The sequence below is a fragment of the Fictibacillus sp. S7 genome (assembly GCF_004127935.1).
Lineage (GTDB): Bacteria > Bacillota > Bacilli > Bacillales > Fictibacillaceae > Fictibacillus_C > Fictibacillus_C enclensis.
The window spans coordinates 623,188-649,087 of sequence record NZ_QJKL01000001.1 but is presented as its reverse complement, the minus strand read 5'-3'; the positions used below and the strand labels follow the sequence as shown (position 1 = coordinate 649,087).

Below are 25,900 nucleotides of genomic sequence, written 5' to 3'. Positions count from 1 at the left end.
AGCTTTTATTTCGACGTGTCCCCCTTTTTTCCTTGCAACAATACAAAAACCAGGCCCTGGTTAACAAGGCCTGGCTGCTACTCATGTAAAATATTCAATCTTTGCGTTGGGAAAATAGGTGTCAATATCGGATTCCAGACTTTCACGCAATGCTTGCTCTTCCTCTTTGCTGTAAATGTATTTTCCGATTCCATACCTTCCCCATTTATACCGCCGCTCTTCCTCATTCATTTCAAGCTTTGTCTTCGGATAATTTTTTTCAATGACGCGTTTGGCGGGTTTCGTGAAACGGTGCTGAATCAATTCGAACGTGATGTCGTCTCTTGCGCTTTGTGGAAGGGCGGCATCGAGTTTTTCAAACAGCTCGCGATAGCCCTCCTGCCAGCCTTCATGGATATAGATGGGCGCAACAATAAAACCAAGCGGGTAGCCGGCCTCCGCCACTTTTCTTGCGGCATCAATCCGCAGATCAAGCGGTGAGGTTCCCGGTTCAAAATATTTAATCACATAATCGGCATTCACACTGAACCGAAACCGTGTACGCCCGTTGTGTTTCGCGTCCAACAGATGATCGACATGATGAAACTTGGTGACAAAACGCAATCTGCCCAGCTCTGACTGGCCAAAATACTCAATCGCGTGCTTCAACGTATGGGTTAAATGGTCAATACCCACGATGTCCGAAGTACAAGAAGCTTCAAACCGGGTAATTTGCGGAGCCCGTTCTTCCATGTATTGCTGTGCCTGATCCAATATTTCCTCCACATTGACATATGTGCGGATATACGGCTTGCTTCCCATGGTCGTCTGCAAATAACAATAATGGCAATGGCCCATGCAGCCGGTTGCAAATGGGATGGCGTATTCGGCAGATGGCTTGGAGGAGTCAAATTTAAGCGTTTTTCTCACACCTATCACAAGCGTGGATTTTGCATTCCGGTATTTCTGAAAATCGGTGTCACCCGGGATGTTTCGGACCTGGTTATGGGACGTTGTTTCCCGAATCTCAAGGCCCATATCTTCAAATTTCTTTTTAAGGGTTACACCGAGGGGGTACTCCAATGCTCTTGGTTCAATATATACAAGCTGAGGAACAAAAGGTTTATTCTTCAATGAGGACACATCCTTTTACTGATACTGATCATAATCAAAGATTTCTTTATATTTCTCCTCGGCTTGCTCATATGTATCATAAACTGCGTCATCCTCTGCCAATAGATGATATGACTCATGCAGAAATAAAGCCAATTGCTGTTCGTTCTCGGGATGCCGGACTATTTCAGCCTCTGTGATATTCGCCACGTTTGGCGTGTGGGGATTTCGATATATCACAAATACCTGGTCTCCTGCTTTGTACTCTCTTTTTTCCATAAGTACTCCTCCTTTCATGTTCGCTGTCCATTTTATCCTTGCCTTCACATCCATTTTTTATGTCAAAAAAGCCCTTCCGTAAAGGAAAGGCTTTTACTCGTCATTTGGATTAATAAGGGCCAGCACTTCGTGATCTTCCCATTTGCCATTGATTTTTACATTTTTCACGGCCAATCCTTCTTTATGAAATCCAGCTTTCTCCAGCACACGAATCGATCCGATGTTATGGGGCATGACTCCCGCTTCAATTCTGTGCAGATTCACTTTATTAAACGCGTAAGTCGAAATGAGCTTAACGGCTTCCGTTGTATATCCCTTGCCGTTTTGTTCCTTGTCGAGAAAATAGCCAATGAAAGCGCTCTGGAGTGAACCACGCATCACGTGAAATAAACTTATCGTACCGATCAGTTTTCCATCTTGTAAAAAGATTCCAAAGTCATATCCCGCATCATTCTTCTGGCACTGCTCAAATTCGTTGATTCGGTATTGCTGGTAATCGAGTGTATAAAATTCATCCGAACGTGCCATTGAAAACTTTTCAAAAAAGTGTCTGTTCCTTTGTTCCAAGTCAAGCAGTGCTTCCGAATCATCCCCTGTAAAAGGGCGTATGTAGATGTTGGTCCCTGTTTGTTTTCCCATTATTTCGCTCCTTATTCTATATAAGTCTATCTATAGAATAGGGAGTTATAAATTTTGTGTCCAGTGCAGCTTGTACCTTTCAGACGTGTGAAACCTTTGATAATCGTTTCACGGCTGCCGTCCCAATAATTGGAAAACAGCACATAGACATGGCTGAAACCAGTATTCCTGCCCAAATGCCAAAAGGCGGGGCTATATGAAAGGTTTTATATAACAGAAGCACGCCGAGTGATAAGATAAACAGCGTTATGGAAAATAAAAATAAAAGAACATAATGAACTACATAAAACATCATAAAACGGTTACAATTCATGTGCTGTAATGTGAGTCCATCCCATATAAAATCTACGAATCTTTTCATTATGCGCCTCCTTATATACATAATAGACGTTCTTCGGTTTAATTATTCATATATTTCGAAAAATTTTCAGATTATCTGCTTTACTTCACACTTTCTCCTTGTTACTGTATACTAATTATATTCCTATGCGAAAGGTCGGATTTATATATGCGAGAACACCCTATTTCCATTCCCAGACCCTTAGTAAAGCTCAATCAATGGTTTATCGTTTTGTCGGTGGCATCTGTCTGGATCACCGGAGCCTATTGGTTGCTGCTCCTTCCACTTGCTGCAGGATTGTCCGGACTTTTATTTCGTTATAACCCGATCATGCAGTTAGGTAAACGTTTCTTAACCAAACCGCTTTCTTCTTATATTCCAGAAGACTGGGACCAACAACAGTTTAATCAAAAAATTGCCGTTCTTTGTCTCTTCCTTTCCTATCTATCTTACCTGCTGAAATGGCAGACAGCCGCCTATGTATTCACCGGCATGGTATTTGCCGCCGCATTTATTGCCATTCTTGGGTTTTGCATCGGCTGCTTTATCCGTTTTCAATGGCTGCAATTCAAGTACAGAAGACAACGAGCTAAAAGTTAAAATAAAACAACAAAAAAACAGCCATTGGCTGTTTTTTTTAAATATGAAAAATATGCTCTTTCGCCAGCAATGCACAAGCTGCGATCATCAAGATTCCTGAGATCGCCGTCTCTGCAGGGGACCCTGTTTTCGTGTAGATGGGTGAACGAAATCGAATATGTATCGGATATAAAAACTGAATTCCCCTGGTCGTGCAGGCATCCAATATGAGATGGCTGATTACACCTGCCAATAATCCATATTTTATATCCGTGCTGTAACTTTTATCAAGCAGATTAGACACCCAGATGACAGCCATAATAAAAATCCAGCTGTGCGTTATGGTCCGGTGTCCAAAGGTCTTGCTCACTAGTTTTGAAACTAGTTTTGTTTTCCGTCCTGCCCATGAATTGGGATGGCAGAGGTCAGGAAGTAGGCTCCCCAAAATTCCTGCCCCATAGTAAATGAGCTGATGATCCAATAAAGTTGGTCCTGCTATCCATTGATTGGCCAATGCTGCCGCGGCCAATCCTCCCATTAAATGTGTATTGCCTTTCATTATTCACCTTTTCTAGTTGTTAGTTAACATAATATTATGTTGGTAAACTTAATTATGTAAAAGAAATAAAGAGCAGCAAAGCGCTACTCTTTGTTTTCTTCAGTCACAATCTTCCTCCAGACTTCAACCACTTCTCCAGAGTCGCTGATGTCCACAAGATAGGATCCGTTATTATACCGGTCTGCGTTCTTTAACTTTCCGGTCTCCACTGTTACCATACTTCCATTCTTCGTTTTTACGTCCAATACGGCATCTTTTTCTGAAAGTTCCACATCAACCACGCGGTGCGGATTGCTCTTAAGCTCCCTCAGCATAACGAGGCCTCTTTTCGCCCTCGTTGTTCTATCAAATTCCGTAATCTTCATTTTCTTGACTGCCCCGCGGTGTGTAATCAATACGAGTGATGCCTTTTCTTTATCCTGCAACGATTTGCCGCTGACAACGAAATCTCCATCTTTCAGATTAATGCCTTTCACACCTGCTGCACGCTGTCCCACTACATTAATTTCGTTCTCACCGAACCATAGCCCATATCCATAGTGAGTAGCGATAAAAATATCATCATTTCCACTCGTCAGCTGCACATCGACCACTTCATCCTCTCCCTTCACCTTCATGGCCATCAGCATTTTGTTATAGCGTTGTGCTTTGTAGGAAGAGAGTTCAGTCTTTTTGGCCATTCCTTGTTTTGTGAAAAAGATGAGGTACTGATTATCTGTAAATTCTTTAATCGGCATAATCTTGATCAATTGTTCATCCCGGTCAAATCCGACCATGTTCGCCAAATGCTGGCCCATGTCTTTCCATCGGGCTTCATGAAGTTCATAAACCGGCATATAAATGTAATTTCCTTTGTTGGTGAACATCAGCAACGTATCCGTTGTATTTAATTGTTCGGCCAAAAGCAGACGGTCTGTATCTTTCATGCCAGGCGCCTCACCGTTGGAAGCGGAATAAGAACGAAGAGAAGAACGCTTGGAATAGCCGTCTTTTGTTACAGTAACCATCACATCTTCAGATGGAATCATCACTTCCATATTAATTTTAATCTCTTCGATTTCATCTTCAATGACTGTCCGGCGTTCATCAGCGTACTTCTTTTTAATTTCTTCCATCTCTTTTTTTATAACGTTGAACAGTTTCTTCTCACTTTTCAAAATACCCGTCAAATGAGCGATTTTCTTTTCAAGCTCTTTTGCTTCTTTTTCAAGGGTCGTCACATCGGTATTGGTCAATCTGTACAATTGCAAGGTCACGATGGCTTCTGATTGTGCCTCCGTGAAGTCATACTGCTGAATCAAATTGTTTTTTGCATCTCTTTTATCTTTGGAACCGCGGATAATCCGGATCACTTCGTCCAGAATGGAAATAGCTTTAATCAGCCCTTCCACCACATGCTGCCGCTCATTGGCTTTGTTGAGATCATACTGTGAGCGTTTCGTCACAACTTCCTTTTGATGGTCGACATAAGCTGAAATGATGTGCTTGAGGCCCATCAGCTTCGGCGTCTTATTATGAATCGCCACCATGTTGTAGTTATAGGAAACCTGAAGATCTGTATTTTTGAAAAGATACGCCAGCACACCCTCAGCATGCGCTTCTTTCTTCAGTTCAATAACGATCCTCATTCCGGTTCGGTCGGTTTCGTCCCTCACTTCAGCAATGCCTTCCACCTTCTTGTCGAGGCGAAGTTCATCAATCCGTTTGACGAGATTCGCTTTATTGATCTCATATGGAATTTCCGTAATCCTGATCTGTTGCCGTCCGCCTTTAATTTCCTCGATCTCTGTTTTCGCGCGCACGATGACACGGCCTTTTCCTGTTTCAAAGGCTTTGCGAATTCCTTCCTTGCCCTGGACAATTCCGCCAGTTGGAAAATCAGGCCCTTTTATGACGGTCATCAATTCATCAAGCGTAACATCCGGGTTTTCAATCTGCATCGTAACGGCATGGATTACCTCTCCCAGGTGATGGGGAGGAATATCGGTCGCATAACCTGCTGAGATTCCTGTAGAACCATTGACCAAAAGGTTCGGATATCTAGCTGGCAAAACGACCGGCTCTTCAATCGTATCATCAAAGTTCGGAGCAAATTCCACCGTGTTCTTTTCAATATCACGAAGCAGTTCTGAAGCAATGGAGGACAAGCGCGCCTCGGTATACCGCATGGCTGCTGCAGGGTCTCCGTCAACACTTCCGTTGTTTCCGTGCATTTGAATCAGCACATTCCTTACTTTCCAGTCCTGGCTCATCCGTACCATCGCTTCATATACAGACGAATCCCCGTGCGGATGGTAGTTGCCGATGACGTTTCCGACGGTTTTTGCTGATTTGCGGTACGGCTTTTCAGCTGTATTTCCTTCTTGGAACATCGCGTATAAAATACGTCGCTGTACCGGCTTCAATCCATCCCTTGCATCAGGAAGGGCTCGGTCCTGAATGATATATTTACTGTAACGCCCAAAGCGGTCACCGATCACCTCTTCGAGCGGAAGATCCATAAAACGTTCTAATACTGACAAAATCTAAACCTCCTCAGGATACTGATCTGATAAGTTTTCGTTATCAAGAATGTTGGTATCCTCATTTAAACCAAATTCGACATGCTCTTCGATCCATTTTCTGCGGGGCTCAACTTTATCTCCCATCAGAACCGACACCCGCTTTTCTGCACGGGCCGCATCATCGATTTTCACCCTGATCAATGTTCTGGTTTCCGGATCCATCGTAGTTTCCCACAGCTGATCGGCGTTCATCTCGCCAAGACCCTTATACCGCTGGATGATATAGCCTTTACCCACCTTCTTTTGGGCTTCTTTGAGCTCATCATCATCCCATGCATATTCGATGATCTCTTTCTTTCCGCTTCCCTTGCTGACTTTGTACAGGGGCGGAAGAGCGATATACACACGCCCGTTCTCAATGAGCGGCTTCATGTAGCGGTAGAAGAACGTCAGAAGCAGCACCTGAATATGGGCTCCGTCCGTATCCGCATCCGTCATGATGATGACCTTTTCGTAATTCAAGTCTTTTTCGGTAAAATCAGACCCTACACCAGCACCTAAAGCATGGATAATTGTATTGATTTCTTCATTTTTGAAAATGTCGGCTAGCTTTGCTTTCTCCGTGTTGATGACTTTACCACGAAGCGGTAGAATCGCCTGAAACCGGCGGTCCCGTCCTTGCTTGGCTGATCCTCCGGCAGAGTCACCCTCTACGAGATAGAGCTCATTTTTAGCCGGATTTCTGGAGGTAGCCGGAGTAAGCTTTCCGCTAAGCATCGTTTCCTTCCGCTTATTTTTTTTGCCGTTACGCGCATCTTCTCTTGCCTTACGGGCCGCTTCGCGGGCCTGAGCAGCTTTTACAGCCTTTCGGATGAGCATATCAGCCGTTTGCGGATTTTCCTCGAGAAAATAGGAAAGATGGCCTGAAACCACACTGTCTACACTCGAGCGTGCATCACTGCTTCCAAGCTTGCTTTTCGTCTGTCCTTCAAACTGAAGTTTCTCCTCCGGGATCCGTACAGAAACAATGGCGGTTAATCCTTCACGAATGTCTGAACCGTCCAGGTTTTTATCTCGTTCCTTTAAAAGAGAAACTTTCCTGGCGTAATCGTTCATGATCCGGGTGATGGCCGTCTTTGCTCCGGATTCATGTGTTCCGCCATCCTTTGTCCGGACGTTATTTACAAAAGAGAGGACATTTTCTGCATATCCGTCGTTAAATTGAAACGCAAAGTCGACCTCGATATCATTTTGGTCACCTTCAAAACTGACCACCGGATGAAGAACATCTTTATCTTCGTTCAAGTAGCCAACAAACGCTTCCAATCCTGTATCATACTGAAAGCTTTCACTCTCGCCGCTTCGTTTGTCACTGAGCTCAATTTTTACCCCTTTTAAAAGGAAAGCTGCTTCTCTCAGGCGCTCACTTAACGTTTCATAATTGTAGTTGGTCGTACTGAAAATGGCCGGATCCGGCTTAAAGTGGATGATGGTACCCGTTTTCCTGGTAGTACCTATTTCTTCAAGTGTAGTTACCGGCTTTCCGCCAAACTCAAAGCGTTGTTGATAAATGGTTCCGTTTCTGTGAATCGTCACCTCAAGCCATTCAGACAGCGCGTTAACGACAGATGCTCCAACACCATGCAGTCCGCCGGATGTTTTATAGCCTCCCTGACCAAATTTCCCTCCCGCATGAAGCACAGTCAGGATGACTTCCGGCGTTGGTTTTCCCATCTTATGCATCCCCGTTGGCATGCCACGTCCTTCGTCCCGAACACTTATACTGTTATCTTTATGTATCGTGACGTATATATTTTTGCCGTGCCCAGCAAGTGCTTCATCGACGGCATTATCTACGATTTCATAAACGAGATGATGCAGCCCGCGGCTGTCTGTGCTCCCGATATACATCCCGGGTCGCTTCCGGACCGCTTCCAGGCCTTCTAATACCTGAATGGCGTCATCGTTGTAATCTAAATGTGGTTTACTAGCCAAAACACTTTCTCCCTTCACAAACATACAATAAACTAATCATACCAGAACATTTGTTTCTATTCCAGAAATCAAAAATTACGTACACCGCTTTCTATTTTATCTTTTCTGCTTCAATCGTGCAAAAACCTTTTGAACTTATATAAAAAACCACCCCTTCATAACGGGTGGTTAAGACCTATCTGGCTAGCCTGGCGTACTCTACTTTGATGCATTTATCCATGATGGAAATCACATTGTGTTCTTTCAGATAATCATATGCTTGGTCATTGGCAAGACCGAGCTGTGCCCAAAAAACATCCGCTCCAATCGCTACGGTATCCTTTGCCACTTGGGGTAAATACTCACTTCGGCGAAATACGTTTACAACATCCACATGGCCTTCAATGTCCTGCAAGGTTTTCACAGCCTTAATCCCGAACACTTCATCCACGGCCGGATTGACAGGGATGATTTCATAACCGGCATCCCTCATAACGGAGCTGACCATATAGGAGGTTTTCATGGGATTGTCAGACAGTCCCACGACAGCGATCCTTTTTTTGTTTTTTAAGATATTCCTGATTTCTTCATCGGTTGGATTTTCAAAACGCATTCTCTTCTCCCCCTTAAATATAAAAAATTTCATTTTATACCTTATATATCGACTGAAATTCAACTTTTCAAACACATAAAAAAAGCCGTCCCATGACGGGTTAGGCCTTTTCGGTAGAGAAAATCAACCGAAAGCTTCCAAGCTCCGTCGGGATTCCGGCTTTCTGGGAACGATTAAAGTGAATAAATGGAAGAATATTTTTCCTCAAAGTAACGGATCAAATAATCTGGATTCAATCCTTCTCCCGTTACGTCTTGAAGAATTTCCATCGGCTTTTTCATTTTTCCATATTGATGAATATTTCGGCTCAGCCATTTCTGAATTGGCTTCAGTTCTCCTTTTTCGAGCAACTCGTCAAATTCAGGAAGGTCCTGCACCAAAGCCTGTTTCAATTGGGCTGCATAAATGTAACCGAGAGCGTAGGATGGAAAATACCCGAAGCTTCCTCCGGACCAGTGAACATCCTGAAGCACACCCTGGCTGTCATTCTCCGGTGTAACCCCTAAGTACTCCTGCATTTTCTCATTCCAGATGCGTGGCAGATCCCTCACTTCAATTTCATCATTGAACAATCCCTTTTCAATTTCATAACGGACAATGATATGAAGCGCATATGTCATCTCGTCCGCTTCGATACGAATGAAAGAAGGTTCCACAATATTAATGGCTTTATAAAAGGTATCAAGGTCCACTTGATCAAACTGCGTGCCGGCATATTTTTTGAGAGAAGCATAATGGTGCTTCCAGAAGCCACGGTTCCGGCCAACGAAATTTTCCCAAAAAAGGGATTGTGACTCGTGAATTCCCATTGATGTGCCCGTAGAGAGCGGTGTACCAACCAGTTCTTCTGAAAGGTTTTGTTCATATAGAGCATGTCCGCCCTCATGAATGGTTCCAAACACAGCTGTTCTGAAATCACTTTCTACATAACGGGTCGTTACACGCACGTCACCAGGATTTAGCCCGATCGCAAATGGATGAACCGTTTCATCCAGACGGCCAGCTCGAAAATCATAGCCCATCTCCTTTAATACCTTAAGGCTGAATTCCTTTTGCTTTTCTTTTGGAAATTGCTCAAAAAGGAATGAAGCTTCCGGCTTTCCGGCTTCTGTAATTTTTTGCAGAAGGGGAACAATACGGTCACGCAGCTTGGAGAATGTGGCATCAATGATATCAACAGTTACACCCGGCTCATACATATCCAAAAGGGTATTGTATTTGTTGCCCTCATATCCCCAATATCCGATAAAGCGTTTGTTGAAATCCACAAGCTTCTCCAGATAAGGCTGGAACATGGCGAAATCAGACTGTTCTCTCGCTTCTTCCCATACACTTTCCGCCTTCGACTGCAAGATCACGTACTCTTTGAATTCTTCAGGAGGAATTTTCGTATTTCGTTCATATTCTTTTTTGACTTCCTCAAGTGTCTTTTTGGTTACATCAGACAGCGAGCTGTATACCTGCTCTTGACATAATTCATCTATGTATGATTTCATTTGTTCCGAAGTGGACATGGAAAACACATCAGCGGATAGTGTGCCAATGACTTCTGAACGCTGGCTGACACCCTTTTTGGGAGCTCCTGTACGAAGATCCCAATACATCAGGCCTACCGCCTCATTCAAATGCGTCATCTTTTTTACATACTCTAAAAATTCCTTCTCCACTGTTTGCAAGATTTTTGACATTCTTTTCTTCCTCTCTATATCTAAGTAGACTAACCATACCATGCTTACTATTCGCCGGAAAATAAAAAAATCCTTCTACAGCAAAAAAACAGCCCGGCTTGGACTGTTTTCTCTTTGTGTATTAATGCAATCGTTCCATGTAGGCCGATACCCCGTGTTCTCCACAAATGCCAAATTCGAAATATAGCGCCTGTTTCAGTGCATCATCAGCTTCGATTAATGCTTGACCATAAGGCTCCCCATGCTGTTCCGATATTGCCTTGATATTCTCATACGCATGCTTCAGCTGAAGAATATAATCCAATTTCTGGTCCATTTCTATCACCTCTGTAACAGTATGGACCAATTACGAATTCTTCATGACATCCCGTCTTTAGCTTCTTGGCGGTCCAGATGATTTAGTAATATAAAAATACGGTTAGTTGGTTATTAGTATCTATAGTAGCTAATAATATTTGGCTGAGTTCTACACTATATTCTGTTTTAATTTGTTTTTTTAACCAATCCTCATCTTTGCCAATTTTCTTAAGATGATTCATATCAACCTGTCCGTCCTTGATGAGGGTTATGGGATGTTTGAAGGATGGTATGTTTATATTTAAATCCTTAGGGGTTAGTGCATTATATTCGGCTTTTAAAAAAAAGGAAATAGTCCCGTCAGGTTCCCATAAAGCTAATGCAACTTTTTGAGGATCCTCTATCTGTTTTTTTCTTAATTCGGATAGTAGTATATCAAGTGGAATTCGGGCTTTACGTAGTCCTTTATAATAAATGGCTCCATCCTTTATAAGTGTAAACGGGGGAGGATCAATAAACTTTGTGAATGGTGACCATTTAAGACTTAAGACTATTAAGATTAGATATAAAAAGACTAGTGCGCTTATGGTGACCATTGCTCCTTTCATGCTAAGGTGTTGGTCTGACAAAGGATGGGCAATGATGTTACCAATAGAGATAGCCATGATAAAATCAAGCAATCTTAACTGAGATATCGAACGTTGACCCATGATTTTTGTTGATAACAATAAGAAGAAAAAAGAAAAAACGGCTCTTATTATCCATTGAAAAATTGACAACGAATCTTGACCATAAAAAAAATGCACATCTTTCACACCTTTCCAATCAAAGTATCCGTTGTTTTAAGGCTTATTATTCCTATATATATCTAGTGTAAAAAAGAAGCCGTTTAATGAAACAAGCCCTCCCCGTAAAAAGGCGTTTTATACAATCTGACCCATTCCTAAGTCGAATGGGTTATTAATTATGTATCTATTTATTTGTTTGTAATTCCATTTTCCAGCTAATGCGTTGTAGTGAAAAGACACGTGTAAGTCAGCTTTTGCGGCATTAGAAAGTGTACGTAAAGGAACATATGTCATTTCAGAGCCGGTTTTGTACATTGTAATCGTGTGTGGTAATAAGTATCGGTATTCTGCAACAAAAAAGACCACATCCTTTTCCTAAAATGATTTAGAAAAATAATGTGGTCACCAAATTACTTTTTAAATATTACATTAACCAAACGACATAAAACCCTTAAAACCCTTGCTACGCTTTAGCTTCTTGGCGTCTCTTGCCAAAATACTGGTAGTAATCGGTTTTAATATGGCCGTTGTACAGCTTTCGCTTCTTGGTAGCAGGTCTTCCGTAAAGCTGCTCAAATTGTTCATTGGAGGTGATAACATAAACTGACCACGTTTCAAGCGAACGGAATGCATTACCCATGTCACGGTAAAGCTGTTTCACTTCTTCCTTCTCACCGATCCGCTCACCATATGGCGGATTGGAAATGACATACCCGTATTCTTTCCTTGTGGTAAAGTCCCGCACCTGCATCTGCTTGAACGTGATAAATTCGCCGAAACCCGCTTCCTCTGCATTATTAATGGAAAGCTCAATCATCTTGTGGTCAATGTCTGAACCCTGGATATCAAGTGGGGTATCATATTTCGCCAGATCATTTGCTTCTTCAACAGCCCGATACCAAACCTTTTTATCAATCCAGGACCATTCTTCGGATGCAAATTCCCGGTTCAGACCCGGTGCAACGTTCTGGCCAATCATGGCAGCTTCAATAGGAATGGTTCCGGAACCGCAAAACGGGTCTACAAACGGTTTATCCGGGGTCCAGTTGGTTAATTTAATCAGGGCCGAAGCCATCGTTTCCTTCAACGGTGCTTCACTGTGAAGCGCCCGATATCCCCGTTTGTGCAGTCCGGTGCCGCTCGTGTCAATCGTCAGTGTAGCAACGTCCTTTAACAGAGCCACTTCGATCCGGTAAAGGGCACCATCTTCCGGAAACCAGGTTTCTCTCTGATAGGCATTCTTCATTTGATCCACGACCGCTTTTTTTACGATCGCTTGACAATCAGACACACTGAATAATTTGGACTTTACCGATTTGCCAATCACCGGAAATTCGCCGTTCTCCGGGATAAAATCCGACCAGGGAAGCGCCTTCGTCTGTTCAAACAATTCATCAAACGTTTCTGCTTTAAACTCACCAACCAAAAGCTTTACGCGGTCGGCCGTTCTCAGCCAGAGATTGGATCTGCAAAGGGCGGATTCATCCCCCTTGAAGATCACCTTTCCGTTTTCCACTTTTACATCTTCAAAGCCGAGGTCTCTCACCTCATGGGCAACAAGAGATTCCAGCCCCATGGCTGCCGTCGCAATATACGTTAAATTCATAAGAGATCTCCTTATGTTTGATTTTCCAGTACTAATATACCCTAAATTTCTTATGTAAAAATAAAAAAGGCCTCTAGGGCCCTCTCATTTGTTAAGTGTCACCAATAACGTTCTGTAAGCCATGTTCTGTTCCATTGTACTGCATGCGGCTGCCGCCTCGTACTCCGGTGGTAATCATCTATCTCCAGATGGCTTTAACATCTGTTCTTCTTCGCGTTCATTTCCGCGAAGAAAACTCCCCTACCATAATTTGGGTTTCTCGCTCGTGGGGTTTACCGCGTTCCACTCTTTTCGTTTCCGAAAAGACTACGTCACTGTGGCACTTTAAAGGTAGTGTCACCATATCCAAAAGGACTTAGGTGAGTTCCCTGCCGTTAATCCAGTCGAAACCGGAATACCCTGGCTTATCGTTTCGCCAGGCACGAACACTACGGCCATCGCAGACCGTGCGAGCATGGACTTTCCTCAACATCTTTAAAAAGATGCCGCGATTACCCGAACGTTATTAGTTTGTAATTTATCAAAGCAAAATTCAGTATAACAGGATACGGATTAAAAATCAAATGGATAATAATAGCTGAATCAATCGTATAACTTGCTTCCGAACACGTGCTTCTCAAGGTTCGATAAGCGCTGAAGAATATCAGAATTGATGTTCATTGATGAAGTAGGAACTCTTCTTGTCTGTTCAGAAGAATTCTGAACTTCTTTTCGAAGTCGGTTGTTTTCCTGAATTACTTTGTCAAATTCTTTTTGGAAGTTCTCATAGTCCTTAATGATCAAATCAAGAAACTTATCGACTTCATCCTGATCATAACCTCTGAACCCTTGTTTAAAATCTTTTTCCAGAATTTCTTTCGCTGTTAAATTCAATCGCTTTTCACCATTCACTGGTCTCACCTCAATATTTTAGCTTGTTTTCATTTATACTTTACGGTGTAAAGCCATGCTTTACACTTGTAAAGCTTAAAACACCGTTGCATACCCTATTGAACGACTTGCAAATACATTAATCTAGCCTATATTTTTTCAAATGTTATAGAAAAAGTCAATTTCTATTCTCAGCCGGCTTGCTTCATTCCCAAAATTGCCCCTTTTGATCCTGTTCATCCTGATAAATCAGTTCAAGGTCATACGGTGTGATATATAGTATTTCGTAGGACGAGTCTTTTTCTTGCCTGCGCCTGGCCGGTTCAAGGTAAAAACGGGGCGTCCCTGGCGTATCTTCATCGTATAAGACAAGCATGCCATCCGTTTTTTCCACGAGAAACCCGTTTTTTGCAGCAAGTTGCTTGGGACTGATATACGTCTTGTTGGAAATCGATTCAACAAAATCTGCCTGCGCGAGGAGAGAATGATACTGCTCCTGCCGGCCCTCATTCCAGTTTGCTTCCTGCTCCAGAAAAGGAGTAAGGACTGCCAATTTAAGTTCCGGATAGCTTTTATCCCTTAGAGCGACAACCACTTCTCCTGCCCACATCTCCACCCCTGGCTGGCCGCTGATGATTACCCACTCCAATCCTTCCTCGAGCAATGCGGTCAGCTGTTTTTCCAGCGCTTTTTTAATATAGTGTACCCCGGGATCTTTTTCTTTAAAAATCCCAAGTTCATGGGATTTATATCCAGTTACCAGCAGATTTTTTACCATGAACTTCACCTTTTTTACTCCAGATTTCAAAAAAAGAACCAATCAAAAATGATTAGTTCCCTCACGTAGCATGACTTAATTCATTTGCAACAAACAACGTTAGACCCAAAACAAGAAAAAAAGCAAACAAAACCCATTGCCTCACGGAAACATCTCTCCATTACATAATATACTAGTATATTTTTACAGGAAAATGTCCGATTCCCCAATTTTTTACACACACTTATCATTTTTTGCGAATTTCGTCAAAGCGGCGCACTTTTTGCGCTTGCCTGGGGAATAAATTATTATTTTCCTATGAAAATCTCCATTCCTATTCTACACAATACAGGACAAGATTAAAATACATTTATCCACCAAAATTTATATTTTTTTAGCACAATTCACATTTTTTTCTTAATCGCTGGATTCTGTTTCCGAAGGCCGCCTTTTCCTTTTCTTCCGTCCGTTTTAAAAGCCGTTTTTTGTTTTTCCAAACCCCATACGCCGCCTCTGCAAAATGCAGGGCTTTTTGAGCATCTTTTCTCTGATGTTCGTACCATTTAGATAATTCAATAAAGGGAGTTTCGTCATTTTGCAGAGCATCCTTACATAATTCCTCCCATAACGGTACGGCAAGATCTTCGCGTTTTTGTTTTTTGTACAGAGCTGCAACCGCCTTTTTGGCCAGCCGGCTATGGCTGTTTTCAGTCGCAAGAAGCACGCTGTATTTTTGCAGCGCCAGTTCATGCTGTCCAACCGCTTCATACCATCTCGCACTCTCATATTGTTCCACGGTGGTCATTAGTGTGCCGCTGCCCTGCAAGAGTTTGGAAATATGAATATAAAGGGTGATCAGAGAAAGTACATCCCATTCGTTATGGGTCATTATCCCTTTTACAAGTTCGGGATCGTTGTACTTCAGGTATTGAAAATAAAGCATGGGCGCCAGGTATCCAGGCGTGTCATGCTCCCGCTTTACATCCAAAATCTCCTTTTCAACCACAGACAGCCGAACGGATTCCAAACTGCTCTTCCACAGTCTTCTCGAACCATGCAGCAGATCAAAATGACCAAAGGCAGGCAATGATGGGACAAAGTCACGAATGAGCGTGTGTCGTGTTTTTACCTGTGGCCAGTCAAATGATTTTCCGTTATACGTGACCAAGTTCTTCAGTTCTTTCACTTGCGTTAAAAAATAGTGGTACATGGCTATTTCGGCACCCGGCCCCGGGAGGAAGTGTTGCTTCACCTTCACTTCTTGGTCTTCCACCTGGCTGTGGCCCAGTAGAAATATTGTATTTCCCGCTCCTCCGCTTAAACCCGTCGTTTCCGTATCGAAAAACAAAAGATCAGAGGGGGTCAGCTGGCCGGACGACAGCGGATGGCCATCACCCGCCTGCTTCCATCCCTCCATTACTCCTTTCAGTTCTTCAAAAGAATAACGCCCCCAGCGGTGGTTGATGGGATAACGAACTTCTCTGATCAGGCAAAATGCATCCTCATAAAAGTAGGGAGACGTCTCAAATGATGCCCAGGTTTCACCATGCTCGATATCCTGAACTGGAAGGGGTTTGATAACGGGGGCTTTTTTCTCCGAAACCAGATGCTTCTTAAAGCGCTTCAGTTTGGACTGCATCGACATGGAGATCTCTCCTTACTTTTTTCAGCAGCTTAAGCGAAAGTTCTTTCGCATTTTCGCCCTCAAGCATGGTGCCGGTACAGGAAGGACATCCTGACTCACAAGGGCAGGTGTCAATAACATGGTACGCTTCACTGATGACGGTGTCCCAGATCTTATACACATTTTCACTCAAGCCGATGCCACCAGGATAGCGGTCGTACAGGAAAATAGTCGGCTTGCCCGAATGGACCGCTTTAATCTGCGGCACTACATGCAGGTCACTTGGGTCACACATCACGAACAACGGAGCTACATTCTTTAGCACATTGGCAATTCCGATCAGGCCCTGTTCCATGGAGCTTTCAGCCACATCATCAAATGACTTCCGGTCAAATTCCAGCCATGTCGCTGACGTGTGAAGCTCCTCTTCAGGCAAATGGATCGGTCCGGAACCGATATTCTCATGCGTTTCAAATTTGATTTTTTTAAATATCGTGGCCATGGCGTTGACCGTAACTTCCCCAAACGCCCTTTCCTGACCTTGTAAAACGGTGTTTTTATCGACTTCAAGTACTTTCAGCGAAACTGCAAGATTTGCGTCCGTAAAATAATCTACATCCACTTCTCTTACATAGGCTTTCTTTTCCTCATAATCCAGTTTCTCCACTTGATACTGAACACCCTGATGCAGATAAATGGCCTCTTCATGCAGAAGCGTCATGGAACTGAACCGGTCCATCTCACCAATGATCCTTACGTTCGCCACATCACTCTGGTCGACGATCACAACATTTTCCTGTGAAGCCGAGCGCAGAGAAATATTATGAGCAGGAAAGGAATCGTTCATCCAGAAAAAACGTTTCCCTTGGTGATGAAGCACCTGCTCTTCTGTTAAAAACTCAAGGATATCCTCAATCTCAACCTCTCCAAATGTGTCCCCTTCACCAAAGGGCAGCTCATAGGCGGCACATTTCACATGATCCACCAGAATAATGAGATTTTCAGGATTAATGCGGGCGGATTCGGGAGAACGGTCGAAAAAATACTCCGGCTGGCTGACGATGTATTGATCCATTGGGCTTGAGCTCGCGACCATGATGACCACAGACTCATCCTGCCGGCGGCCGGCCCGTCCTGCCTGCTGCCAGGCACTCGCGATCGATCCTGGATACCCTGTCAAAATACAGGCATGCAGCTGACCGATATCCACTCCAAGTTCCAGGGCATTCGTACTAACAACGCCCATGATTTCCCCATTGCGCAGCCCTCTTTCAATAGCCCTGCGCTGGGTTGGCAAATAACCGCCACGATATCCCTGGATGGATTTCATGCCGTACTCCTTTTTGGCCAGTTCCTGAAGGTACGTAAGAAGAATTTCAACCCGTACCCGGCTCCGTGCAAACACAATGGTTTGTATCTTGTTTTTTAGAAAGTATCCTGCCAGATCCCTTGCCTCCAAGGTGGCCGATTTCCTTACATTGAGCGGCTTGTTTACGACAGGCGGATTATAGAAAATAAAGTGTTTCCTGCCGCTTGGGGCCCCGTTGTTATTAATCAGCTTCATGGGTGATCCTGTCAGCTTTTCAGCCAAATCCTTCGGGTTAGCGATGGTGGCTGATGTGCAAATAAAAATCGGATTGCTGCCATAGAAAGAACAAATTCTCTTCAGCCGCCGGATTACATTGGCTACATGGCTGCCAAACACCCCGCGGTATGTATGAAGCTCGTCGATCACGATATATTTCAGATTTTCAAACAGAGATACCCATTTCGTATGGTGCGGCAAAATCGCCGAGTGCAGCATATCCGGATTGGTCATTACGATATTACCTGCTTTTCGGACAACCTGCCTGATGTTGGCCGGTGTGTCCCCATCATACGTATAACTTTTAATATCCAGTTCAATCGCATCAATGAATGCGTTCATTTCTGCTTTTTGGTCCTGAGCGAGCGCCTTGGTCGGAAAAAGATACAATGCCCGGCTATCAGGATGATTGGCAATCTCCTGGAGCACTGGGAGATTGTAGCACAGCGTTTTACCGGATGCCGTTGGTGTTACAGCTACAATACTCTTTCCTTCGAGCGAAGTTTGAAACGCCGTAAGCTGATGTGAATACAGAGAGGTTACCCCCCTGTCTTTCAATGCTTTCTTTATATGTGAATGAAGGGAGTCAGGAATTGCTCCTGTTACCGCCTCTTTTTCTTCGATGGTTTCCCAATGAACAATCTGATTTGAAATAGAAGGCTCCGTTCGTAATAATGCAAGCAATTCCTGCATTGTTTTTTTGATTTCCATATCGTCACCTCATCTCCTATTTTATCGAATAAACGTTCGCAAGAAAACCATTAACTTTTCATTTGACATATATACTCTAATTAGAGTATGAAATGAAGCATGCCAGATTGAAAAATGCTACATTTGGAGGGACGATTTTATGAATAAAGAGATTATTTCATTGAAGGAAGTCAGGGGCGTGATGCCCTTAAAAAAGACATTTATAAAAGCTTCCAAAACTTTAGTAATCTCCGTTCGTTATATGCCTCTCTTCTTTTTTAAAAACACGCAGACCTCGGAAAAATTATCGATCTTACGGAGAAAGCGTTGAACGGACAAAAAAGAGATTTCAACTGCTATATGATTCTCAAATGCCTGAATGGTGGGGAATTTACAGCGAAAAAGTCTCGGAAAACATAGACTTTATTACTCGCACGCCAGAAGCAACATCGAGTATGACCTTGAATGGCTTGAAAAGCTGCTGATTTTTCTTCGCAAGATGGCAACAGATAACGGTTGAGACAGGTTCAACTTGATGTATATTTTATTGCTTTTTCATAGTCTTTTATTTGATCTACATCAAATAATAAACGGTCATCCTTAAAATCGATAAATGATCCCTGTCCGATTTGGTGATTTGCAAAAAGAGATTTTGCACCCTGGTCTCCCTCAAGCTTTAGCAAACTGGGGAAAACACGGCTGGAAAACAGAACGGGAGGCTGAATAATCCCCTGTAAACGGGCCGCAACAAATGGAGGATCAAACCTTTCATACTGATTAATCAAGTCCTCAATTATTTCTTTCGTTACAAAAGGCTGGTCCGCCAGCATGATCACTATAGCATCTATCTGTAATTGTATCGCTTGCTTAATGCCGGTTTTTAATGATTCTGCCTGCCCGTGGTTTTCAGTTCCGCAACGGACAAGATTCAAGCCGTTATTTTTCGTATTGCCTCTTAGGGCAGGATCTAACCAGTCAAGATCATCCTCTTTTCTTACAACAACGATTATGTCATCGAGTCTTGAGCTCAATGCATTTTCCAAACCCAGGCTTCCTACCGTTGAGTGTTTTAAAGGAAGAGCTAGTTTATTTACACCCATCCTCCGGCTATATCCTGCTGCCAAATAAATCCCCAACATTTTTCGCATAAATTGATATCACCTTCTGATAGTATATTGATGAAAAAGCACTAATCATATGTATAAGTAAAGAACCTCAATTTATTACGGAAAATAAAAACTCTTGGCTAGACCAAGAGTTTTTTACATGAGCGGATACTCCACCCAGCATGAAAAAGTGTATTGTGAACCAGTTTCATAATATGTGGGGCATCGGGTGTATCGCTATGTACACAAACGGTCTGTAAATCATATGAATCCTGGTCGAGTACCTTTAAAACCGTTTCAGCAATTTCGAAAGGGCTGCCGATCTCCTCTTCGCACCATCCAAATCGTTTTTCACCATTCTTACCATATGGCCGATCAGCATAATACTCATTCATGACCCGTAATCCAGCCTGGTCTGCCCTTATGCTCAGTTCTGACCGTGGCAATGCATAAATATCCAGTTCAGGGTTGTACGCTTGAATCGCCTCAATGGTGGCACAGCTAATGTCTTCCTGTTCCGAAGCCATCATATAGAGGGAACCATGAAGCTTAATATGTGACATGGACAATCCTGCTATTGTTAAGAACCCATCCAGGGCACCAAGCTGGTAGATGATATAATCATAGACTTCCTGAGCTTTTGCTTTTATTTCGCGGGTTCCAAATCCTGCCCGGTCCGGAAATCCAACATGGGCTCCTATGCGTACGCCATAAGAAGCGGCAAGATCAATGGTCTTTTTAATGACGTGTGGATCTCCTGCATGAAATCCGCAGGCGATATTGGCAGAACTGATGAAAGGCATCATGGCTTCATCTGCCCCGTATCGATAAATCCCAAAGCTTTCTCCAACATCACAATTTAAATCCATCTCTTTTTTCACACGCCATCATCCCCGTTTAGAAAGTTTTCCTAAGTAACTTGAGCATATAACATATCCTACCTCGTTTCATGTTATATGTAAGGTTTTCTAACACCATTTCTTTGCTCCACCAAACACACGTGTGAGATTATCCAAACAAAAAAGCTCTTACGATTCTTCGCAAGAGCTATTCGAACACTTTAGGAAATTTTTCTTTTCGCTTTGTCCTTTATATTTTTATGGTAGGTAAAAAAGTAAACGAATCCTACAAATACAGCTCCACCAATTATGTTACCAATAAAGGTAGGGATGACATTTGCGATGAAATCCATCCATGTGTAATAACCGGCAAAGATTGCAGCCGGAATGAGGAACATATTAGCGACCACGTGCTGAAAGCCAATAGCTACAAACGCCATGATTGGAAACCAGATTCCTAAAATTTTCCCGACAACATCATCAGCTCCATACGCCAGCCAAATGGCCAGACAAACGAGCCAGTTGCAGCCAATACCTGAAATTAACGTTTGGAAAAACGACTCTTCCAGTTTTCCCTGTGCAATGGCCAGTGTCTTAGCGAGAAAAGGTCCTGTTTCCGTCAGTCCCACTACATGTCCAAAAAAATAGGCCACAAAAAGTGCTCCGATCAAATTGGCAATCGTGACAAAGACCCAATTCTTCAGCAGGCCTTTCCATGTAATCCTTTTCGCGTACAATGCCATTGGCACAGACATCATATTGCCCGTAATTAACTCACTTCCCGCAAGAACAACGAGTACAAGCCCGACCGGAAAAACGGCTGCCCCAAGAAAAGAGCCAAAGCTTCCCCAGTCTTTCGGCAGGTTGCCACTGACCCGGATATCAAGCAAAAACCCAAGTGCAATGAAAGCTCCGCCTAAGAAACCGAGGATTAGGAGCGTCAATACCGGTGATCGTGCTTTATCAACGCCTGCCTCAATGGCGATTTCACTAACTCTATCCGGCTTATTAAATGCCATGGTGATGCCTCCCTGTTGATAGTTTAAAAGCCAAATGCAAATACTTATATATTTTTAGAATTTAGCCCAATATTAGGAAGTATAAACCTGTAAAGGTGTTATGTAAACTAAAATTCCCCTATAAAAAAAGCGGCAGAGAGCTTCTCTGCCGCTTTTTAGCTATTCAATTATTGTAGCACCTGATCTGTTCTTTTTTCATCGGGTATTTCCTTTTCATTATCGTCAAAATAAACCGCCTGCCCTGTTCTTGCCGATTCGTATATCGCTTCCAAAATTTCCGTTACAACGAGCGCTTGCTCCGGTTTCACCACTGGTTCCTTATTATTCAGGAGAGCATCGATCCAAAGTCTTGCTTCATGATCAGCATCGCTTTCCTGGTCTGCATCATAGAACGCAACGCCTTTTCCATCAATTTGAATTTGATTGGTGTAAAGTTTGCCGAGATCTTCTCCATTGATCCTCAGGCCATCGTGCATATCTGCTCCTCCCTCTGTTCCGCATAACGTACAGCGGGCTTCACCTGTATGCAGTGTATTGAGCGCCCAGCTGGTCTCAAGCGAAATGGTCGCGCCATTTTTCATCGTAATCATGCCAAATGCAGAGTCCTCTACTTTAAATTTGTCAGGATCCCAGGAACCCCATGCATTGGCTGCATCTTTTTTCTGTCCTAATTTATGAAACGTCGTGCCAAGAACAGCTTTTGGTTCATAGTTGTTCATCATCCACAGCGTCATATCCAGTGAATGGGTTCCAATATCAATGAGTGAGCCTCCACCCTGCTTTTCTTCGTCTAAAAAGACTCCCCATGTCGGTACCGCACGACGGCGGATGGCGTGAGCTCTTGCATAATAGATGTCTCCAAAGTCACCTCGCTCGCACAGCTTGTGCAAATGCCAGCTGTCGGCACGGAATCTGTACTGATATCCGATAGTCAGCTTCTTCCCTGTTCGTTTTGCTGCATCGACCATGCGCCTCGCATCGGCCGACGTCTTGGCCATTGGTTTTTCGCACATGACATGCTTGTCGGCTTCAAGCGAATCAATGGTAATTTCTGCGTGAGAGTGATTGGGCGTGCAGACATGCACTACATCCACGTCTTCATTTTGAAGGAGTTCTTTGTAATCGATGTAGACTTTTGCATCGTTTATTCCAAAATCCCTGGCTGCTTTTATCGCCCTTTCTTCCTCAATATCACAAAAAGCGATAAGCTCCACCTCATCAATCTTTGACAAACTCGGCATATGCTTTCCATTGGCAATTCCGCCGCACCCAATGATTCCGATTCTAATTTTTTTAGACATATCTGTTCCCCCTTAATTATTTATTAAATTGAACTTCCTTCATTTCAGAAACCAATATTCTTCGTCCTTCACGATTAGACTTTTCAGCCGCTTCATTAATGAGAGTCAGGTCACAAACATCCTTTTTTGTGATCGTTGTTTTCTCATCCTTTACGATGGAGGATATCCATTGTTCCATCGGCATAGGGAGTGCTTCAGGCAGTTGGTCTGGAGTTATCCAACCGTCTTTCCCAACAGAAGAGCTGTTCAGCCTGACCTGATTTTCCTCGATGAGCAATGCTCCTTTTGTGCCGTATAGCTCCAGCTTAAACGGGCTGTTTTCCGATAAAAAACCCGTTTCTATCGTTCCGAGAGCCCCGGATTCGTAATGAATCAGCACGGTTGCATTCTCTTCCACCACTCTTTCACTGCTTTGCTGAAAGATGGCGGTGACAGAGGCAGCAGGGCCAGCCAGTCTGTTGGTCAAATAAATGGGATGGGCGCCGAGATCGATCAATGCCCCTCCTCCGCACGCTTCTTTATCAAAAAAATGTTCAGGAAGCCAGCCATTTTTACTGCCAGCTGAGGGAACCGCCCCGTTATGCGCGAGCCGGCAGCGGATCGAGGTTAAATCACCAATCCAGCCCTGATCCAAAGCATGCTGTGCATACAAATAATAATCCGAAGTTAAACGGGGAAGGGAAACCATCAGCTTGATTCCCGCTTTTTCGGCCGCGTCATAAATTTCTTCACACTCTGCTGTCGTAAATGCCAGCACCTTTTCCGTAAACACATGCTTCTTGTGCTCGATGGCAGCCATAATGATTTCTTTGTGCTTGTTGGTCGGCGTATTCACGATGACGGCATCAATTTCGGGATTTTCCAGTATAACTTCCAAATCTTTTTCGAATCCCACACCCAGTTCCTGAGCCCATTTTCTCCCGCGGTCTTCCTCCTCATCCCAAACCATGCGAATGGCAATGGAAGGATTATTGTTTGCGTCTCTGGCGTAGTCATCGGCATGAACATGCCATCGGCTCAGCATTGCGGCTTGTATCATTTACAATCACACTCCTGTTAAAATGATTTACTGGTTTGTTTGACAGGTATTCTGTTCATCGAACACGTCGAATTTCCTTCAACAAGTTGGGCATCCAGAAATTCTTTTTTTATTTCTAGATTTCCGTTCATCATCTCCACTAAGCGGTTCATGGCCAAGCGTCCCATCTCTCTTTCATTTTGCCGCAGGTGTGTAAATTCCCAACCGCTTAAATTATTATCGTGTGCATCAAAGCAAAGAATGGACAGATCCTCAGGTACACGCAGACCGAGCTGGTCAGCCGCTCGTTTGGCCAGGACAGCAATATTGTGCTCGATCGCGAACAATGCAGTCATTTCCGGATGCTTCTTCAGATGATTCTTGATGATATCAATGTCATGCTCAGGCGTGATGTTCTGGCTGAAGGCAATCGGCAGCGACTTTTTTAAGTCCGTACACCATAATTGCCGGTTCACGATTTTGTTTTGTTCCTCATAGGCTTGCAATATGCCCGAAAAACGGTCGACAATCGTGGTTGTTTCAATGATGGAAGGCGCGAGAACACCAATGTGTTCATGACCTAAATCAAATAAGTGTTTCATTCCTTTTTTCGCTGCTTTAATGTTGTCAGTGGATACAAAAGCTGCCCCGACTCCTTTAAACGTCCGGTCAATCAGAACCAGTGGATACTCCGCGATAATCATTTTTAAAATTTCCGTTCCATAATGCTCCGCCTGAGCAGGATAAAGGATTAATCCATCTACCCCATACCCTATCAGCTGTCTGATTGCCTCTGCTTCTTTTTCAACAGAGCCAAGCGTCCGTTTGAAGATCACAAAGCACCTCTCACCGGCCGCTTCTTCAATGCTCGATATCACTTTTGATACATAGCTGTCATCAAAATCTGTTATGACAAGTCCCACCAGAAAGTTATTTTTACTTTTTTCGAGAGTTTCCGAACTTTCCTGGCTGTCCTTCATGTCGGAAACAAATGTGCCTTTTCCACGCTGGCGGAAGACGAGTCCTTCTGTAACCAGCAGTTCGATGGCTTTTTTGCTTGTGATTCTGCTCACCTGAAAAGAGTTCGATAACTCTTTTTCAGAAGGCACACGTTCGCCTGCCGCGTATTTGCCATTCATGATGTTTCTTTTGATTGATTGATAGACTTGTTTGTATAAAGGCTCCATAAAACCACTCCAAAACCAGAAATATGTATACAAAAATTCGGAAAACGCATACATATTTATTATACCTGAATGGTCAGATAATTCTAACACTCATGCTTATTTCTGTAAATTTATCCCTTGGAAGCTCCACCAAGGCTGAAGCCCTGTGACATAAACCGCTGAGAAAAAATATAAAGCACGATTGCCGGGAAGGTATACATAATCGAAAAGGCAGCAAGTTTTCCATACTCCACCATGCCAAAGTTCCCGAAAAACTGATAAATGGTAACCGAAGCTGGCAATTTTTCCGGTGTTTGAATCAAAATATATGGAACAAAGAAATTGCCCCAGCTTCCTGAAAAGGTAAAGATGCCGACTGTACAAATTCCGGGAATCATTAAGGGGGCCACAATCCGTTTGAGTCCTTGCCATACGGACGCGCCATCAATCCATGCTGATTCTTCAAGTTCGAGCGGAACAGCATCCATAAAATTCTTCAGCATCCAGATCGCATACGGCAAGCCGGCAGCTGTTAAAAAAACATTGTTCCCCAAAGGGAATCTTGAAGCTTCATATAAATAAAAAGCTGATAAACCGGGACCATGACTGCCGTTATTGGCAAAGAGGTCATGAATAAAATGGTGAACATAAACGGCTTTTTATACCTGAGCTGATACCTGGATAGAGGGTACGCAGCAAGACCCGCCACGAGGACAACGAGCAGCCCCTGTCCCATTGAAAGAAGAAGCCCGATGATAAACGCACGGATATTCACAGGGTCCGTTATGACACTTTTAAAATTATCCATTGTAAATGCTGACGGCACTTTAATCGAAGAATTGGCATTGGGATCAACCGAAGCAACAACCACCCAAAGCAGTGGCAGAAGGAACAAAACACCAATCACCGTTAAAATGCTGTACGGCAGCACTTTTTCAACCTTTATCGATTTCCGTTTCATTATTCT

General features: G+C 43.4%; 24 protein-coding genes, 1 other RNA gene and 1 pseudogene. 2 read left to right on the top strand and 24 right to left on the bottom strand.

From position 1 onward, the window contains the following. Window positions 1-81: 81 nt before the first annotated feature. The 4 genes from splB to DMO16_RS03355 form a co-directional block, all read right to left on the bottom strand. Window positions 82-1,113 carry a spore photoproduct lyase gene (gene splB / locus DMO16_RS03370; RefSeq protein ID WP_129475330.1) on the bottom strand — a complete coding sequence of 344 codons (1,032 nt, stop codon included), beginning with the start codon at window positions 1,111-1,113 and terminating at the stop codon, window positions 82-84. A gap of 15 nt (window positions 1,114-1,128) precedes the next feature. Further along, window positions 1,129-1,371, bottom strand: coding sequence for a transcriptional regulator SplA domain-containing protein (locus DMO16_RS03365; protein WP_061970480.1), 243 nt, complete (start codon window positions 1,369-1,371; stop codon window positions 1,129-1,131). 93 nt (window positions 1,372-1,464) lie between these two features. Continuing rightward, on the bottom strand, window positions 1,465-2,010 hold the full coding sequence (locus DMO16_RS03360; protein ID WP_129475328.1) for a GNAT family N-acetyltransferase: 546 nt from the start codon (window positions 2,008-2,010) through the stop codon (window positions 1,465-1,467). Window positions 2,011-2,089: 79 nt separating this feature from the next. Further along, window positions 2,090-2,371, bottom strand: a complete 282-nt coding sequence (locus DMO16_RS03355) for a hypothetical protein (protein WP_061970486.1) — start codon at window positions 2,369-2,371, stop codon at window positions 2,090-2,092. 147 nt (window positions 2,372-2,518) lie between these two features. On the opposite strand from DMO16_RS03355, the gene DMO16_RS03350 reads away from it, so the two are divergent. Beyond that, the gene (locus DMO16_RS03350) at window positions 2,519-2,950 is read left to right on the top strand and encodes a DUF4395 domain-containing protein (RefSeq protein WP_129475326.1); all 432 of its coding nucleotides are present in this window, start codon (window positions 2,519-2,521) and stop codon (window positions 2,948-2,950) included. Between the two features lie 37 nt (window positions 2,951-2,987). On the opposite strand, the gene DMO16_RS03345 is transcribed toward DMO16_RS03350, so the two are convergent. The 13 genes from DMO16_RS03345 to DMO16_RS03285 form a co-directional block, all read right to left on the bottom strand. Continuing rightward, a complete protein-coding gene (locus DMO16_RS03345; protein WP_061970491.1) occupies window positions 2,988-3,488 on the bottom strand; it encodes a metal-dependent hydrolase in 501 nt (166 codons plus the stop codon). Window positions 3,489-3,571: 83 nt separating this feature from the next. Beyond that, the gene (parC, locus tag DMO16_RS03340) at window positions 3,572-6,010 is read right to left on the bottom strand and encodes a DNA topoisomerase IV subunit A (RefSeq protein ID WP_129475323.1); all 2,439 of its coding nucleotides are present in this window, start codon (window positions 6,008-6,010) and stop codon (window positions 3,572-3,574) included. Between the two features lie 3 nt (window positions 6,011-6,013). Continuing rightward, window positions 6,014-7,987, bottom strand: a complete 1,974-nt coding sequence (gene parE, locus DMO16_RS03335) for a DNA topoisomerase IV subunit B (RefSeq protein ID WP_240482241.1) — start codon at window positions 7,985-7,987, stop codon at window positions 6,014-6,016. A gap of 175 nt (window positions 7,988-8,162) precedes the next feature. Then, complete coding sequence (locus DMO16_RS03330) at window positions 8,163-8,579, bottom strand: CoA-binding protein (RefSeq protein WP_129475321.1); 417 nt, start codon at window positions 8,577-8,579, stop codon at window positions 8,163-8,165. A 173-nt stretch (window positions 8,580-8,752) separates the two neighbouring features. After that, the gene (locus DMO16_RS03325; RefSeq protein WP_129475319.1) at window positions 8,753-10,267 is read right to left on the bottom strand and encodes a carboxypeptidase M32; all 1,515 of its coding nucleotides are present in this window, start codon (window positions 10,265-10,267) and stop codon (window positions 8,753-8,755) included. A 121-nt stretch (window positions 10,268-10,388) separates the two neighbouring features. After that, window positions 10,389-10,583: a hypothetical protein gene (locus DMO16_RS03320; protein WP_129475317.1), complete on the bottom strand. Its 195-nt coding sequence runs from the start codon at window positions 10,581-10,583 to the stop codon at window positions 10,389-10,391. Between the two features lie 82 nt (window positions 10,584-10,665). Beyond that, window positions 10,666-11,370, bottom strand: a complete 705-nt coding sequence (locus tag DMO16_RS03315) for a DUF421 domain-containing protein (protein WP_206738171.1) — start codon at window positions 11,368-11,370, stop codon at window positions 10,666-10,668. A gap of 445 nt (window positions 11,371-11,815) precedes the next feature. Beyond that, the gene (locus DMO16_RS03310; RefSeq protein ID WP_129475315.1) at window positions 11,816-12,958 is read right to left on the bottom strand and encodes a THUMP domain-containing class I SAM-dependent RNA methyltransferase; all 1,143 of its coding nucleotides are present in this window, start codon (window positions 12,956-12,958) and stop codon (window positions 11,816-11,818) included. 110 nt (window positions 12,959-13,068) lie between these two features. Beyond that, window positions 13,069-13,461: RNase P RNA component class B (rnpB, locus tag DMO16_RS03305), an RNA gene on the bottom strand. A 79-nt stretch (window positions 13,462-13,540) separates the two neighbouring features. Continuing rightward, window positions 13,541-13,849 (bottom strand): cell division regulator GpsB, encoded by a 309-nt coding sequence (gpsB, locus tag DMO16_RS03300; protein WP_420889640.1) that lies wholly within the window; start codon window positions 13,847-13,849, stop codon window positions 13,541-13,543. Window positions 13,850-14,033: 184 nt separating this feature from the next. Continuing rightward, entirely contained in the window at window positions 14,034-14,606 is a 573-nt protein-coding gene (locus DMO16_RS03295; protein ID WP_129475313.1) for an SLOG family protein, read from the bottom strand. Window positions 14,607-14,979: 373 nt separating this feature from the next. Beyond that, window positions 14,980-16,230: a ribonuclease H-like domain-containing protein gene (locus tag DMO16_RS03290; RefSeq protein WP_129475311.1), complete on the bottom strand. Its 1,251-nt coding sequence runs from the start codon at window positions 16,228-16,230 to the stop codon at window positions 14,980-14,982. Next, the gene (locus tag DMO16_RS03285; RefSeq protein ID WP_129475309.1) at window positions 16,199-18,505 is read right to left on the bottom strand and encodes a DEAD/DEAH box helicase; all 2,307 of its coding nucleotides are present in this window, start codon (window positions 18,503-18,505) and stop codon (window positions 16,199-16,201) included. The genes DMO16_RS03290 and DMO16_RS03285 overlap by 32 nt, the downstream gene beginning before the upstream one ends. A gap of 358 nt (window positions 18,506-18,863) precedes the next feature. Here DMO16_RS03285 and DMO16_RS24535 point away from each other — a divergent pair, with 358 nt between their 5' ends. After that, on the top strand, window positions 18,864-19,004 hold the full coding sequence (locus DMO16_RS24535) for a hypothetical protein (protein ID WP_206738044.1): 141 nt from the start codon (window positions 18,864-18,866) through the stop codon (window positions 19,002-19,004). A 7-nt stretch (window positions 19,005-19,011) separates the two neighbouring features. On the opposite strand, the gene DMO16_RS03280 is transcribed toward DMO16_RS24535, so the two are convergent. The 7 genes and pseudogenes from DMO16_RS03280 to DMO16_RS03250 form a co-directional block, all read right to left on the bottom strand. After that, the gene (locus tag DMO16_RS03280) at window positions 19,012-19,632 is read right to left on the bottom strand and encodes an NTP transferase domain-containing protein (RefSeq protein ID WP_129475306.1); all 621 of its coding nucleotides are present in this window, start codon (window positions 19,630-19,632) and stop codon (window positions 19,012-19,014) included. Window positions 19,633-19,730: 98 nt separating this feature from the next. After that, window positions 19,731-20,459: a 5-oxoprolinase subunit PxpA gene (locus DMO16_RS03275; RefSeq protein ID WP_074440535.1), complete on the bottom strand. Its 729-nt coding sequence runs from the start codon at window positions 20,457-20,459 to the stop codon at window positions 19,731-19,733. A 191-nt stretch (window positions 20,460-20,650) separates the two neighbouring features. Then, window positions 20,651-21,448, bottom strand: coding sequence for a formate/nitrite transporter family protein (locus DMO16_RS03270; RefSeq protein WP_061970530.1), 798 nt, complete (start codon window positions 21,446-21,448; stop codon window positions 20,651-20,653). Between the two features lie 167 nt (window positions 21,449-21,615). Further along, on the bottom strand, window positions 21,616-22,749 hold the full coding sequence (locus DMO16_RS03265) for a Gfo/Idh/MocA family protein (protein ID WP_061970532.1): 1,134 nt from the start codon (window positions 22,747-22,749) through the stop codon (window positions 21,616-21,618). A 16-nt stretch (window positions 22,750-22,765) separates the two neighbouring features. Next, complete coding sequence (locus DMO16_RS03260; RefSeq protein ID WP_129475302.1) at window positions 22,766-23,788, bottom strand: Gfo/Idh/MocA family protein; 1,023 nt, start codon at window positions 23,786-23,788, stop codon at window positions 22,766-22,768. Window positions 23,789-23,805: 17 nt separating this feature from the next. Further along, complete coding sequence (locus DMO16_RS03255) at window positions 23,806-24,954, bottom strand: GntR family transcriptional regulator (RefSeq protein ID WP_164988840.1); 1,149 nt, start codon at window positions 24,952-24,954, stop codon at window positions 23,806-23,808. Window positions 24,955-25,064: 110 nt separating this feature from the next. Then, window positions 25,065-25,894: pseudogene (locus DMO16_RS03250) on the bottom strand (carbohydrate ABC transporter permease). Between the last annotated feature and the right edge of the window lie 6 nt (window positions 25,895-25,900).

Coding starts and splice junctions, on each gene's coding strand:
- DMO16_RS03365 (WP_061970480.1), bottom strand. CDS start 1,371: ATGGAAAAAAGAGAGTACAAAGCAGGAGACCAGGTATTTGTGATATAT.
- DMO16_RS03360 (WP_129475328.1), bottom strand. CDS start 2,010: ATGGGAAAACAAACAGGGACCAACATCTACATACGCCCTTTTACAGGG.
- DMO16_RS03355 (WP_061970486.1), bottom strand. CDS start 2,371: ATGAAAAGATTCGTAGATTTTATATGGGATGGACTCACATTACAGCAC.
- DMO16_RS03350 (WP_129475326.1), top strand. CDS start 2,519: ATGCGAGAACACCCTATTTCCATTCCCAGACCCTTAGTAAAGCTCAAT.
- DMO16_RS03345 (WP_061970491.1), bottom strand. CDS start 3,488: ATGAAAGGCAATACACATTTAATGGGAGGATTGGCCGCGGCAGCATTG.
- DMO16_RS03330 (WP_129475321.1), bottom strand. CDS start 8,579: ATGCGTTTTGAAAATCCAACCGATGAAGAAATCAGGAATATCTTAAAA.
- DMO16_RS03325 (WP_129475319.1), bottom strand. CDS start 10,267: ATGTCAAAAATCTTGCAAACAGTGGAGAAGGAATTTTTAGAGTATGTA.
- DMO16_RS03320 (WP_129475317.1), bottom strand. CDS start 10,583: ATGGACCAGAAATTGGATTATATTCTTCAGCTGAAGCATGCGTATGAG.
- DMO16_RS03310 (WP_129475315.1), bottom strand. CDS start 12,958: ATGAATTTAACGTATATTGCGACGGCAGCCATGGGGCTGGAATCTCTT.
- DMO16_RS03295 (WP_129475313.1), bottom strand. CDS start 14,606: ATGGTAAAAAATCTGCTGGTAACTGGATATAAATCCCATGAACTTGGG.
- DMO16_RS03290 (WP_129475311.1), bottom strand. CDS start 16,230: ATGTCGATGCAGTCCAAACTGAAGCGCTTTAAGAAGCATCTGGTTTCG.
- DMO16_RS03285 (WP_129475309.1), bottom strand. CDS start 18,505: ATGGAAATCAAAAAAACAATGCAGGAATTGCTTGCATTATTACGAACG.
- DMO16_RS24535 (WP_206738044.1), top strand. CDS start 18,864: ATGGTGGGGAATTTACAGCGAAAAAGTCTCGGAAAACATAGACTTTAT.
- DMO16_RS03280 (WP_129475306.1), bottom strand. CDS start 19,632: ATGCGAAAAATGTTGGGGATTTATTTGGCAGCAGGATATAGCCGGAGG.
- DMO16_RS03275 (WP_074440535.1), bottom strand. CDS start 20,459: ATGGATTTAAATTGTGATGTTGGAGAAAGCTTTGGGATTTATCGATAC.
- DMO16_RS03270 (WP_061970530.1), bottom strand. CDS start 21,448: ATGGCATTTAATAAGCCGGATAGAGTTAGTGAAATCGCCATTGAGGCA.
- DMO16_RS03265 (WP_061970532.1), bottom strand. CDS start 22,749: ATGTCTAAAAAAATTAGAATCGGAATCATTGGGTGCGGCGGAATTGCC.
- DMO16_RS03260 (WP_129475302.1), bottom strand. CDS start 23,788: ATGATACAAGCCGCAATGCTGAGCCGATGGCATGTTCATGCCGATGAC.
- DMO16_RS03255 (WP_164988840.1), bottom strand. CDS start 24,954: ATGGAGCCTTTATACAAACAAGTCTATCAATCAATCAAAAGAAACATC.